This window comes from Afipia sp. 1NLS2 (assembly GCF_000178995.1).
Classification (GTDB): Bacteria; Pseudomonadota; Alphaproteobacteria; order Rhizobiales; family Xanthobacteraceae; genus Afipia.
The window spans coordinates 275,833-288,339 of sequence record NZ_ADVZ01000004.1 but is presented as its reverse complement, the minus strand read 5'-3'; the positions used below and the strand labels follow the sequence as shown (position 1 = coordinate 288,339).

The window sequence follows — 12,507 nt, the reverse complement described above, 5'->3', positions numbered from 1 at the left end:
TCAAGCAATGGCGGCGCGCTTGATCGCGCGCATGATCGCGGCGTGGGTGCCGCAGCGGCAGAGGTTCGGCTCCATATGGCGCCGGATATCCTCATCCGTCGGATTTGGTGTCTTGTTGAGAAGCGCCTGCGCCTGCATCACCATGCCGGAGATGCAGTAGCCGCACTGCGCCGCCTCTTCATCAATGAAGGCCTGCTGCAGCTTGTTCGGCTTGCCGCCTTCCATCAGACCTTCAAGCGTGGTGACCTTGCGATCGCCGACCGCCGTGACCGGAAGCACGCAGGAAAACGTCGCACGTCCGTCGATGTGGACCATGCAGGCGCCACACTGTCCAAGACCACAACCGAAGCGCGGACCGTGCAGCCCGAGATTGTCGCGCAAAACATATAGAAGTGGCGTCGAGGGATCGGCGACATCGATCTCCTGCGACTTGCCATTGACATGCAGCGAAACCTTCATGGCTGGGCTCCTTCCTGCCGGGCTTTGGCGATCTGGGACTTCACGTCGGTCCATTGCGGCTGATCGGTGTAGCGCGCACGGACATATTGAACGACCGAAGCAATCTGCGCGTCCGTCAGGACTCCCGCGAACGCAGGCATGTAAGGTCCGCCGTCCGTGCGGTAGGATTCGATGCCGTGCATGACGACGCGAACGACATTGGCGGATTGCGGTTGCTGAACGGCCGTGCTGTAGGACAATGAGATCGCCTGCGACGGGCCGACATCGTGCCTGTCGTTGTGGCACTTGGCGCAGGCGCCGTTGTAGATCGCCACCACATCGGCCGACTGGTCCGTCAGAACCTTGCCGCCGACGGGAACTGCCGCCTTCGCGTCTTCCGCCCCCGGCGAAAGGCTAGCGATGTAGGTCGCAATCGCGCGGACATCACCCTGCGACGCGCGGCCTAGATTCTTGGCGACATCGGCCATCGGTCCGGCAGCCGCGCCATGCAGCCTGTGCCAGCCGGTGGAGAGATATTCGGCCAACTGATCGACGGTCCACTTGTGTGCCGTGACAAGCGAGGCGTTCAAAGGCGGCGCATTCCATCCCTCCGCAGCGCCACCGGCATAGGCGCTGCCTCTCTTCTCGCCGCCTAGTGCGTTGCGCGGCGTGTGGCAGGAGCCGCAATGGCCAAGACCCTCGACCAGATAACGCCCGCGATTCCACTCGGCGCTCTTTGTGGCATCAGGCTCCAGCCCATCGCGGTGCAGGAACAGAAGCTTCCAGCCCGCGACGATGGGGCGGAAGCTGAACGGGAAAGCAAGATCGTTGGCCGGCACGGCGTTGCGCACCGCGGGCTTGCTCATCAGGAACGCATAAATCGCGTGGATATCCGCATCCGTCGCATGCGTGAAATGATCGTAGGGAAATGCCGGATAGAGCTGCCGCCCTTCACGATCCACGCCGTCACGCATGGCGCGTTTGAATGCCTCCTCCGACCACGAGCCGATACCGGTCTCGCCATCGGGCGTCAGGTTGCTGGCGTAGATCGTGCCGAAAGGAGTTGGAATGGGCCGGCCGCCTGCATAGGCGGCACCGTTTGCGGATGTGTGGCAATCGGCGCAATTTCCGATCGCGGCAAGCTCTGCTCCGTGATCAATCGCCTTCCGATCTATTTGGGCTTTTGCGCTGGTAGCGGCCGGTGCAATGGCAGGGCGCCACATCAGCGCGTAGCCACCCAGCACAACCAGAATTCCGACAGCCACCACTGTCAGAAGAACACGACGTAGCGTCATCAGTTTCTACCCCACGGCATATCCAGGAAGTAGTCGGACGAAACTTACATGAGTTCTAAACTCATGGCTATGACGCAACGTACAAGTTTTTGTGCTGCACACGATTCATGACCGCCAGCAGGTATGCTCTCACCTGCGACGGTCCGCATTTTATCAAAAACCGGAATGTACGACGCCGCCTTGATGCGGCGGCGTTCTGGTAAGGAATCATTTCGCGCATGCGGGAGGGCTCGGACAAGCCGAACCCTCCTCACAAGCGTCAGGTCAGAATGTAGACGATCTCGTGGGTCTCAGGCGCTACGATCACGTAACGGCCTCCCACCAGAATGAACTCGTAGCCTCGCCATTCCGGATAGATCGCAATCACGCTTGCCGGGACCGGATAGAAGTGTACCGATGCCGGGACACGCGCTCCGACGGAGACGTTGAAGTTCACGTTGGTCACCGCCGTCACCTTCTCCTGCTTGATAGCGGTGGTGATCTGGGTGCGTTTCGCGGCAGGCGGCGCAGCCTTCGCAGCCGTGGCCGCGTTGCCGGTCGTCTTGCTCTCCGCGCCGGACTTCGAATCCGAGGCGGTGTTCTTGTTTATCCGTTCGCTGTTCTTACTGTCGGTTGCCGTGTGCGAGTTGGGCGACTTGCCCATCTTGTTGTCCTGCGCTTCTCGCGCATGGCCCTTGGCACTGCCTTCACCCTGCGCGCTCACGCCGCTCTTCTGCGAGCCGTGCGACTCGACAGCACCGGACGCGCCGCCTTCTGCAGCACCCTTCGCGGACGGCGCGGACATGCCGCCACCCGATGCCGCGCCTCCGACAGACGCGCCTCCGCTTGCGCCCGCAGCCGGACTTTCACCACGGGCACCGCCCGGACTCTGCGCATTCGCCACGCCGCCAGCCATCAACACCGCGATGGCCGCCGCCGACATCAGTAAATTCGTTTTCATAATTCCCTACTCCCTTTGCTGGTCTATATGGGAAATGGGCCGCACGCAGGCGTCAGGAACGACAAAGCCCAAGCTCCGTCGCACGCTGCCGCCCACATTGAAATTGTTTAGCCTCTCGCAACCCTGTCCCTGACTTGCGGCATGAGTGCCCTCATGCAGGAAGACAAGCGGAAGAGATCATGCACGTTCCGGGTTGCAGGAAAAAAGCCGATGCGCTTTACGTGGAACTTGCACAAATATAGCCCCACAGTGCCTAATGCCGGGCCGGCGCATTCATGTCGATCGATCGCAGCGTGAGAGCCAGCGGCGCCATGATTGCGCCAATGAGAGCGAGCGCCCAGAAGACATCGATATAGGCCAGCAGATTGACCTGAGTTTGCAACGTCTGCGCGATGTAACCGAAAGCCTGAGCTGCTGCATCCGTCGCGCTCGATCCCTGCGCCTGAAAGAAGCGGGTCACCGCAGAAAGAGTCTGCTGATAGCCGACATTGGAAGGCACGATATGCTCGATCAAACGGCTTTGATGAAACTGCTGGCGCTGCGCCAGCAGCGTCTGGACCAGCGCCACGCCTAAGGAACCTCCAAGATTCCGGGCAACATTGATCAGGGCTGACGCCTGATTTGTCTTCTCGGGCGGCAGGCCTTCATAAGACGCGGTGGTGATGGGAAGAAACAACAGCGGCAAGCCCAGTGCGAGATAAATGCGCGACATGGCAGCATAGTCGTAGGTAATATTGCCGTTCAGGCCAGTGAGATTCCACATCGACAGTGCGGCGATCGTGGCGCCAGCAGCGATGAGGTATTTGGCCTGCACCAAGCCAATAAGCCGTCCGGTCACCGGCATCATGAAAAGCGTGACAACGCCGCCGGGCGAGAGCACCAATCCCGCCAGCATAGCCGTGTAGCCCAATTCGGTTTGCAGGAGTTGCGGAAGAATCTGCGTGGTCGCGACCACGATGGCGCCGGTGCCGAGCATCGCCAGAAAACAGGTGCCGAACTGACGCTGGCCCAACAGCCGAATGTCGATGATCGGATCATCGCATATCAACTCCCAGCTCACGAGCACGATGAGACAGGCTGCGGACACAACCGCGAACATCACGATCATGTTCGATCCGAACCAATCGTTGCGCTGGCCTTCGTCGAGAACGAATTCCAGCGAGCCCAATCCGACGGCGACGAGAGCGAAGCCCACATAATCGACGCGCAGACCTTTACTGAGAAGCTTAACCCGCTCCGTTTCCGCGCCTGACGGCTCCTTCACCAGCGTTCCGACCAGAAATAATGACAGCAGCCCCATCGGTACGTTGATGAGAAAAATCCAGTGCCAGGAATAGGTATCGCTGATCCATCCGCCGAGCGTCGGCCCCACGATCGGCGCAACCACGACCGCGACGCCATAGATGGCAAAGGCCTGCCCCCGCTTCGCCGGCGGAAATGAATCGGCTAGGATCGCCTGCTCGCTCGTCGCCATTCCGCCGCCACCCAGCCCCTGAAGAATGCGAAACAGCACGAGCGACTGCAAATTCCAGGCGAATCCGCATAACAGGGACGCCAGCGTAAAGACAGCGACGCAACTCATATAGAAACGCTTGCGTCCGATCACCGTCGACAGCCAGCCCGAGATCGACAGGACGATCGCGTTGGCGACGAGATAGCTCGTGATGACGTAGGTGCTTTCATCGATGCCGACCGCCAGCCCGCCCGCGATATAACGGAGGGAGACGTTGGCAATCGTGGTGTCGAGCACCTCCATGAAGGTGGCGATCGAAACTACGAAAGCGATCAGATAGGGATTGTGCCCTCCCGCAGCCGAACGCTCCGGCGACCAGCCGCCCGCCGACCCGTCATGAACGGCATCACTCATCGCACCTTCGTCCAGGGCACCACCGACATGCCCGGACCGATCGGAATATCTTCCGGCCAATGATCGACGACGATCTTCACCGGCACCCGCTGCACTACCTTCACATAATTGCCCGTCGCATTCTCGGCCGGCAGCAAGCTGAACGCCGTGCCCGAACCGGGCTGCACCGACGCCACGTGGCCCGTGAGCTTGCGGTCCGGATAAGCGTCAATGGTGAAGTCAACATGTTGCCCCGGCCGCATGTATTTGAGTTGGGTTTCCTTGTAGTTCGCGACGATCCACACTTCATCCGGCACGAACATCATCAGGCTCTGACCTGCGGTCACGAACGAGCCGACCGCGCCGGACAGCTTCACCACGCGCCCTGCCTGCGCGGCGGTGACGCGCGTGTACTGCAGATTGAGGTTCGCCTGATTGAGTTGAGCCTGCGCCTGCTGAAGCGAGGCACGCGCGCCTTCGAGTTGCGCCTCGAGCGTTTTGACGCCGAGCTTCGCCGCGCTCAAGGCCGCGCTGCTCCGTGTCATGTTGGCTTGCTGGGACTGAAGGTTCGAGTGCGTCTGCTGCTCGTGCTGGACGGTCCCCGCTCCTTTCTGAACCAGATCCTTCGCGCGGCTTTCCTCCTGCTGAGCAAATTCAAGTTGCGCCTTGGCCTGCTCGACCTGCGCTTGGGCCTGATCGATCTGCTCGTGCTGGCTGGCGATCTGCGCCTTGATGTTATCGATATTGGCCTGCGCAACGGCGACCTGTGCCTTTGCCTGATCGACCGCATTCCGATAATCGCGATCGTCGATCCTGGCCAACAGGTCGCCCGCTTTCACATGCTGGTTGTCCGTCACCGGAACCTCGGTGACGTAACCGCCAACTTTCGCAGCAACGGAAAAGCTGCGCGCGGCAACGAACGCATCGTCGGTGGATTCGTAATCCCGGATATCGAGCCAATAGGCCAGCCCCGCAACGAGCACGATGAGAAGAAGGCCGGCGACCAGGGCCGTCAGCTTCCAATGCTCCCGTAGGCGCTCCATCAGCGACGGCGACGCCTTGTTCTTCGCTCCGTCTTCGGACTGCCTGACTGCTTCGCGGTCATTCGGCAGATCCTCTGGATGCGCTTCAGACCGCTGAGGCTTTTCCGCATGGGGCTGCTGTTCTGAGGTTCGCGCGTCCAATGAAGGCCTCGGTTTTATGGCTCCGGGAATGGACGAATGAAGCAGAACTTGGTTCCCGACATCGCCAGCCTTCCCCCATCAAGAAACTGCGTGCGGCCTTCAGACCGTCAAGGCAAACAGCCGTGGTTGATACGCCGGTGGCCGCTTGCATACACCGGCCGAGCGTTCTGCCAGAGTGCGCGAAAAGCGAGGTTTTTGGTGAGAAGCCTTGGGGAACGATTTTCTACGCCTTGCGAGGTTATTAGAGCATTCTTCTATTTTTTAACTTCGCCATACAATTTCATTTTTAATTTCATCGACTTATAGACCCAGCAGCATTGCATGCATAGAAGGATATTCTCCTCATCAATAATAGTGGCTCGTGGATCGTCATGATCGACCTCTCGGTGGCTTCCGGCTTTGTGATCGGACTGGTGTTTGGTGTGGTCGGCCTGCTCAGCGGCTTCTGCCTGATGAGCAGCCTGCGCGACCTGTGGACCACGAGCGACACCCGCAAGATCCGCAGCTACGCGACCGCGCTGGCCGTTGCGATCCTCGGCACGCAGATTCTCGCCGGTGCCGGCTTCGTCAATATCGGCACTTCAATCTACCTGCAGCCGTCGTTCTCGGCGCCGCTGATCTTCTTCGGCGGCCTGCTGTTCGGCCTCGGCATGGTGCTCGCCAATGGCTGCGCCTCGCGCGCTTTGGTGCTGCTCGGCAAGGGCAATCTGCGCTCTCTCGTCGTGATTACGATCATCGGCATTACCGCGCAGATGACGCTGAAGGGGCTGATCGCGCCGGCGCGCATCGCGTTCCTAGACTGGACCAAGACCGCGCCCACCGCCGTCTCCGCTCCTGCCCTCCTGACGACGATGGGCCTCGACGACATTTCGGCACGGCTGATCGCTACGCTGATCGCGAGCGGCGCGCTGTTGATCTACGCTTTCTCGGACAAGACTTTCCGCCGGTCCTACGGTCAGGTTGCCGCGGGCCTCATCATCGGCCTCCTGGTGGTCGCTGGCTGGGCCGCGACGGGCTGGTTCGCGGCGGATGATTTCAATCCGGTGCCAGTGGCATCGCTAACATTCGTGTCGCCGATGGCGGACTCGGTGCAGTACGTCATGTTGTCCACGGGTCTCACGCTGAACTTCGGTATCGCGCTTGTGGCCGGCGTTCTGGCCGGAAGCCTCACTACCGCGACGCTGACTGGCCGCTTCGAATTTGAAGGTTATACGTCAGTCACCCATACCGGCCGCTCGATCGCGGGCGCGGCCTTCATGGGCATCGGCGGCGCGATGGCCTATGGCTGCTCGATCGGTCAGGGCCTCACCGGCGTCTCGACGCTCGCGATGCCTTCCTTCATCGCACTCGCGGGCATCCTCTCCGGCGCCGCGTTCGCGATCCACAGCAAGACCCGGCTGCTCGCGTTCGCATTCCGCTGAACGTTTACCCGGGGGCTGTCATGCGCGGGCTTGACCCGCGCATCCATCAAAAAGATTTACTTCATAAAGATGGATTGCCGGGTCAAGCCCGGCAATGACGAATCTCGTTTTCTAAAAATCCAGCTTGTCGCGGATGGCGTCGAGGCCGGCGCGCGCGCATTTCTCATCCTTGTCGCCGCCCGGCGCGCCCGACACGCCGATCGCGCCCAGCAGCGTGCCAGCCGCTTCGATCTTCAGCGCGCCGCCCAGCATCGCGATACGCGGACGGGTTGCGAGACGCGGATCGAGCGTGCCGTCCTTGACCGAGGCCGCCAGTTGCGAGGTGTCGGCCCGGAATCCGACCGACGTCCAGGCTTTATCGACAGCTGTCTGATTGGCGGGAAGTCCCGCATAGCGATCCCGCAGCAGGACCTGGGTCTCGCCGAAGCGGTCAACCACGGCAACCGAGATCTGATAGCCATCGGCGCGGCACTGCTGGAGCGCCGCGCGCGCAGCTTCCAGCGCCACCTCAGGTGTCAGCGACTTGTACGTCACGGTCGTCTCCTCCGCCCGCGCCGCGGTCGAGACCGCAGCCGCGCAGAAGAGAGCACACACCAGACCTCGCAGCACGATACGCATTTCGACCACCCTGTTTGAGGAGCGTTACGGCTTGATGTAAGTCCAGCCCTGTTCCTGCAACTCGCTCAACCGCACCACGCCCGACGGAACAAGGCTCGCCTCCGGCACGATCGTGATGGGGTGCCCTTCCTTCTTTTCCATGCCCTGCTTGGTGTTGTTGCAGGCGGAAAATTTCACCTTGGAAGGAAATGCCATCTCGGAGATCTGCTTCAGGCGATCCTTCACCGGCGACTTGTCGTCACGGTACATGTTCAGGCCCGGCCCGTAGGCCACCACCTCGACCTCGACTGTCTCGCCCTTGTCGCCATAGTGCTTCATGATGTTGGTGACGTTATTCAGCGCCAGATTCATCGTGGCCGGATCGTTCTGATCGACCTGAATGGCGATGCGATGCGGCTTGGCATCGGCCGCGAACGCCGCCGAGGAGATCGAAAAGACGACCGCGAAGGCCGCAACCAGTTTCCAGAAAATCCGCATGTCGGAGTCTCCTTTAAGGACGAACGATGGTGTAATTCTTCTCGGCAAGAGATAGCAGGAACGGCACGCCTGCCGGAACTAGCTTGGCCTTGGGATTCATCTCCGGACGTTTTCCGGTTTTGCGCTCGATCGTCTCCAGGGTGTAACCGCAGATGTTAAAGGTCACGCCTTGCGCGATGAGGCTGTCGATCTGCTGCCGTCGCGGGTTGTCGGCATTCAGCAGATCGATGCCAGGACCGAACGCCACCACCTGAACATCGATCGAATCCGGCCCGTACACTTCGAGCAACTTGTAGGAAATGCTGACGATCAGCCCCTGCTTCACCGGATCGCTGTCCGAAATCTGCAAGGCGATGCGGTGTTCGACAAAGGGCCGCTCGACCGCTTTCTCGGTGGCCGATTCAGGCCCCTTGGCATCCTGAGCATGAGCGGCACCTGCCCCGGCCATGACCGACACGCCCCAGATAAGGGCGGCCGCGATCAGAGCAAGTCCGCTTCGCTTCATCATGTCTGGCCTGCAAATCCCGGATTGTCGTCCACGCCCACGATCTTCACCTGAGAATTAGCAGATTTCGGCTTCGATTTTCTATCGCGCAGATAACTCGCGACGGTCTCCCAGACCGGCGCGCCCTTTTGCTCGTTGACCGATGCCCAGCCTGCAACCTTGTAGGACTTGGCGGGATCGAGCGCCACACCGCCGAGCTTCATGTCTGAGATGCGCTTACCCGTCACCTCGTTCGGCGCGCAAGTGTAGGACATGCCGCCGATCCGCACCATATCCCCGCCCTGCTGGTAATATGGGTCGAGGTTGAACAGGTTGTCGCAGATGTCTTCCAGCACGGTCTTGATCTGCTCGCCGCTCATCGACTGCACGTAGACTTCGGGATAGGTCATCGCGGTCTGCGACAGGATATCATCCATCGTGATCGGCTGACCGCTTAGCACGGTCGTGCCCCAGCGGAAGCCGGGCGACAGCGCGATTTCGGCATCGAGCTGGTGCCGCAACGCATCGCAGATCATCTCGTCCATCGTGCCGTTGAAATTGCCGCGACGATACAGAAGCCGGTCGGCGCTGGCGATGTTCTCGTCCAGCATCTTCGCATGAGGCGCGCGCAGCTTATCCACCAGCGCCGCCATCTCCGCGTCGGCCTTCAGCTCATTCGTGAACACTGGCAGCAGCCGATAGTTCACATTCTTGACGAAGCCCTTGCCGAGTTCGAGATCGAGCACGCCGAGATATTTGCCGTTCGAACCGGCATTGGTCACAAGCGTCTTGCCACCCGCATTGGCGATACTGACGGGCTGCGGCACGGCGTCATGGGTGTGGCCGCCGAGAATAACATCGATGCCGGTCACACGGCTCGCCATCTTGAGATCGACGTCCATGCCGTTGTGCGACAGCACCACCACCGCATCGACCTTCTCGGCGGTGCGCAGGCGATTGACGACCTTCTGCATCTCGTCGTCGCGGACGCCGAACGTCCAGTCCGGCGTGAAACGCTTGGGATGCGCGATCGGCACGTAAGGGAACGCCTGACCGACGATGCCGATCCGGTAATCGCCCATCTTCTTGATGATATAGGGCTTGAACACCCGCCCGGTGTCGCGGTCGAACGCCTTGGCGTCGTTGAAAGCCGCCTCCTCCGTGAGAAAGACGTTCTGCGCGATGAACTCGCCCTTGAAGTCGGCGAGATTCTTGCGAAGCGTCTCCTCGCCATAGGTGAATTCCCAATGGCCGGTCATCGCATCGATGCCAAGCAGGTTCGCAGCCTGCACCATATCCGCACCGCGATAGAGATTGGACAGGCTGGAGCCCTGCCACAGATCGCCACCGTCGAGCAGAATGGAATGCCCGTCCGGCACCGCGCTGCGCAGCATCTTAACCAGCGTCCGCAAATGCGCGAACCCGCCCATCTTGCCGTAACGATGCGCCGCGTTCTCGAAATCGAGGAACGTGAAAGCGTACGCCTCCGGCGTGCCCGGCTTCAGCCCGAACTTCTTGAGGAAATGCTCGCCGACCAGATGCGGCGGATGCCCCTTCATCGAGCCGATGCCGATGTTGACGCTCGGCTCCCGGAAGAATACCGGGCTCAACTGCGCATGCGTATCCGTCATGTGAAGGACGCGCGCGTTACCTGACGGCTTGAAGTCGTACAGTGACGCGCCGGCGCTGCGGCCGGCACGTGGCAGCGACAGGACAGCCGGCATCGCTACCGCTAATTTTAGCAGTTCTCGTCGGTGAATCGGCATTTTAACTCTCGAAAAAAGTCAGCGAATGACCGCGTCGGGCCAGAGTTTATTTTCGCGTTCGGTTTGCGCGATGGAGGCGTTCGCCAGTGCTTCGGCCTTCTTCGCAAGGTCGGTCGCGGCATCGAAGTTGCCTTCGTCCGCGGCCTTCTTCGCACCCTTCAGGGCGGCGACGGTGGTGGTCCACTGATTTCTCAGTTCGCCTGCCTTCTTGTTGGCCGCCTCGGCTTTTTCATAGGCGGCCTTGAACGTGTCGGCGGTTTCCGCGGCATGCGCGGAGGTCAGCGCCATCAAAACGGCCGCACCCGCCACGATCGATGTCATGATACGCATGGTCATCTCCTACGGCCGCGCGCCCGGGCCCGAAATGGGCAATCCGTTGGCCATGTACGACAGATAATATTCAACGTTGCGGTATTCGGGGTCCTGCGGCTTCAGCGGCACGCCACGAACCTGGCTGTTGCAGGAGGTGAAGCGGCGGCTGATCGTGCCCATCCCGCCCCATTCGGAGCGATAGATCGGCATCGCGTTCAGGATACCCAGTGCAGGCGCGAGAACTTCAGCCCGGATGTGTTCGCCCGGAGCCTGAACATGACAGCTCGCACAGGAAAAGTTGAACTGCCCGCGCCGCTGAAAGAAGTATTGCTTGCCCTTTTCATAGGCTTCCAGCGCCTTCGGATTGTTCTTCGGAATCTTGATGTCGAACGGTTTGCCGCGCGACGTGAAAGCCATATAGGCCGTCACCGCCGCCATATCGTCCTTCATGTAGTTGTAGGGCTTCTCGCCATTCTTCTCGAGGCACTGATTGACGGCGACCTCGAGCGTGATGACTTCGTTCGTCTTCTCGTCGAAGTAAGGATAGTTCTGACGAACGCCGATGCCCTTGTTCTCGAAGCAGTCGGCGAACGTCTTGCCGTTCTTGAAGGGCTTCTCGAAAAGCTCCTTACCCTTGTCCAGCGCGAAATCGTAGGGCGGGAAGACTTCCTTTTCGATCCACTGCTTCCGCAATCCTTCATTCATCGAATAAGGACCGTTGACGAAGTCGTTGAGCTCGACCTTCGGAAACTTGTCCGTGAAGTATTTGCGGAATGCCTTGAAATCCTGTTCAGGCGACGTAGTCGTCGTCTCTGCCAAAAGCGGCGGCGCAAAAGCACACGTCATAACCGTCGCAAGAACCACAAGATGACGCATCGTTCGATCCTTCCCGTTCAACGATCAAGCAATCTTGGCCGTCGTGGTGTCCGTCTCACCCTTGTTGTCGACCCAGGTGATCTTGAGATCATCACCCTTCTTGCCCCCCTTGAAGGAGAACTTGATGAAAGGGTCCTTGGAGACAGCCGGGCCCCACAGCGCGGTGAAAACGACCTTGCCGCCGGTCTCGAACTGAACCGTCTCGATATGATGAGGCGGAATGAGCTGCCCTTTGGAGTCCTTGACGAAGCCGGAATCCATGGGATGCTGGACAAGCGCCTGAACTTCGGTGGTGTCGGCGCCAGCGATGGCGCGTACGCGAATAGTCGATGCCATGACCTGTTTCCTCCTCAGCCGCCGCAGCCGCCGACAGTGACTTTAACTTCCTTGCTGGCGCTGTAGAGCTTGCCGTCCGACTCCACGACGGCGATGACCTTGCTGGTCTTGGCCATCTTCAGGCGGTTGGACACAGCCGGGATCGTGCCTTCGGGAATCTTGTAGGAGGCCGCGAGTGCGTTGGGATTCTCGGCGACCATCAGCGAAATCGACGTCACCTTCGGCAGCGTGGTGCTGACGCTGATCGGCACGACCGCGCCGTTCTCGGCGATCTCCGGCGCGTCGAGCTTGACCTTGTCCGAAGCTTCGGCGGTCTTGCCATACAGCGCCTTGAGAGTGTCGTCCTGACTTTTCAGCTTGAAGGCTTCAGCCGGCCAGCCCGCGGCATCGGCCGCGAAAGCCGCAACCGAGCGCATGACGTTGAGGCTCGCGCCCAGTACGGTCGCAAGCGCGGCTCCCTTCAACAGACCTCTGCGCGAGGTGCGCAGGGCGGGCAGTTTTGCGGTAAACATTC

The 12,507-nt window shown here is 60.4% G+C and carries 14 protein-coding genes; 1 reads left to right on the top strand and 13 read right to left on the bottom strand.

The features are described from left to right. The 5 genes from AFIDRAFT_RS15515 to AFIDRAFT_RS15495 form a co-directional block, all read right to left on the bottom strand. Positions 1–459, bottom strand: a complete 459-nt coding sequence (locus AFIDRAFT_RS15515) for a (2Fe-2S)-binding protein (protein WP_009340502.1) — start codon at positions 457–459, stop codon at positions 1–3. After that, complete coding sequence (locus AFIDRAFT_RS15510) at positions 456–1,733, bottom strand: c-type cytochrome (protein WP_009340500.1); 1,278 nt, start codon at positions 1,731–1,733, stop codon at positions 456–458. Before AFIDRAFT_RS15510 ends, AFIDRAFT_RS15515 begins: the two co-directional genes overlap by 4 nt. Positions 1,734–1,992: 259 nt before the next feature. Beyond that, positions 1,993–2,673, bottom strand: coding sequence for a DUF1236 domain-containing protein (locus AFIDRAFT_RS15505; protein WP_009340498.1), 681 nt, complete (start codon positions 2,671–2,673; stop codon positions 1,993–1,995). A gap of 253 nt (positions 2,674–2,926) precedes the next feature. After that, entirely contained in the window at positions 2,927–4,540 is a 1,614-nt protein-coding gene (locus tag AFIDRAFT_RS15500) for a DHA2 family efflux MFS transporter permease subunit (RefSeq protein ID WP_009340496.1), read from the bottom strand. Continuing rightward, positions 4,537–5,703, bottom strand: a complete 1,167-nt coding sequence (locus AFIDRAFT_RS15495; protein WP_009340494.1) for an HlyD family secretion protein — start codon at positions 5,701–5,703, stop codon at positions 4,537–4,539. Before AFIDRAFT_RS15495 ends, AFIDRAFT_RS15500 begins: the two co-directional genes overlap by 4 nt. Before the next feature lie 371 nt (positions 5,704–6,074). On the opposite strand from AFIDRAFT_RS15495, the gene AFIDRAFT_RS15490 reads away from it, so the two are divergent. Continuing rightward, the gene (locus AFIDRAFT_RS15490) at positions 6,075–7,124 is read left to right on the top strand and encodes a YeeE/YedE family protein (RefSeq protein WP_009340492.1); all 1,050 of its coding nucleotides are present in this window, start codon (positions 6,075–6,077) and stop codon (positions 7,122–7,124) included. Between the two features lie 111 nt (positions 7,125–7,235). On the opposite strand, the gene AFIDRAFT_RS15485 is transcribed toward AFIDRAFT_RS15490, so the two are convergent. The 8 genes from AFIDRAFT_RS15485 to soxY are packed head-to-tail and all read right to left on the bottom strand — an operon-like array spanning position 7,236 to position 12,505. Next, positions 7,236–7,742 (bottom strand): GlcG/HbpS family heme-binding protein, encoded by a 507-nt coding sequence (locus AFIDRAFT_RS15485; protein ID WP_009340491.1) that lies wholly within the window; start codon positions 7,740–7,742, stop codon positions 7,236–7,238. Between the two features lie 24 nt (positions 7,743–7,766). After that, a complete protein-coding gene (locus tag AFIDRAFT_RS15480) occupies positions 7,767–8,219 on the bottom strand; it encodes a DsrE family protein (protein ID WP_009340490.1) in 453 nt (150 codons plus the stop codon). Between the two features lie 13 nt (positions 8,220–8,232). Next, on the bottom strand, positions 8,233–8,727 hold the full coding sequence (locus tag AFIDRAFT_RS15475) for a DsrE family protein (RefSeq protein ID WP_009340489.1): 495 nt from the start codon (positions 8,725–8,727) through the stop codon (positions 8,233–8,235). Next, positions 8,724–10,469: a thiosulfohydrolase SoxB gene (gene soxB, locus AFIDRAFT_RS15470; RefSeq protein WP_009340488.1), complete on the bottom strand. Its 1,746-nt coding sequence runs from the start codon at positions 10,467–10,469 to the stop codon at positions 8,724–8,726. Before soxB ends, AFIDRAFT_RS15475 begins: the two co-directional genes overlap by 4 nt. 18 nt (positions 10,470–10,487) lie before the next feature. Continuing rightward, positions 10,488–10,799, bottom strand: a complete 312-nt coding sequence (locus AFIDRAFT_RS15465) for a hypothetical protein (RefSeq protein WP_009340487.1) — start codon at positions 10,797–10,799, stop codon at positions 10,488–10,490. Between the two features lie 9 nt (positions 10,800–10,808). Continuing rightward, positions 10,809–11,627 (bottom strand): sulfur oxidation c-type cytochrome SoxA, encoded by an 819-nt coding sequence (gene soxA, locus AFIDRAFT_RS15460; RefSeq protein ID WP_048757036.1) that lies wholly within the window; start codon positions 11,625–11,627, stop codon positions 10,809–10,811. A 54-nt stretch (positions 11,628–11,681) separates the two neighbouring features. Continuing rightward, positions 11,682–11,993, bottom strand: coding sequence for a thiosulfate oxidation carrier complex protein SoxZ (gene soxZ / locus AFIDRAFT_RS15455; protein WP_009340485.1), 312 nt, complete (start codon positions 11,991–11,993; stop codon positions 11,682–11,684). 14 nt (positions 11,994–12,007) lie between these two features. Further along, positions 12,008–12,505 carry a thiosulfate oxidation carrier protein SoxY gene (gene soxY, locus AFIDRAFT_RS15450; RefSeq protein WP_009340484.1) on the bottom strand — a complete coding sequence of 166 codons (498 nt, stop codon included), beginning with the start codon at positions 12,503–12,505 and terminating at the stop codon, positions 12,008–12,010. Between the last annotated feature and the right edge of the window lie 2 nt (positions 12,506–12,507).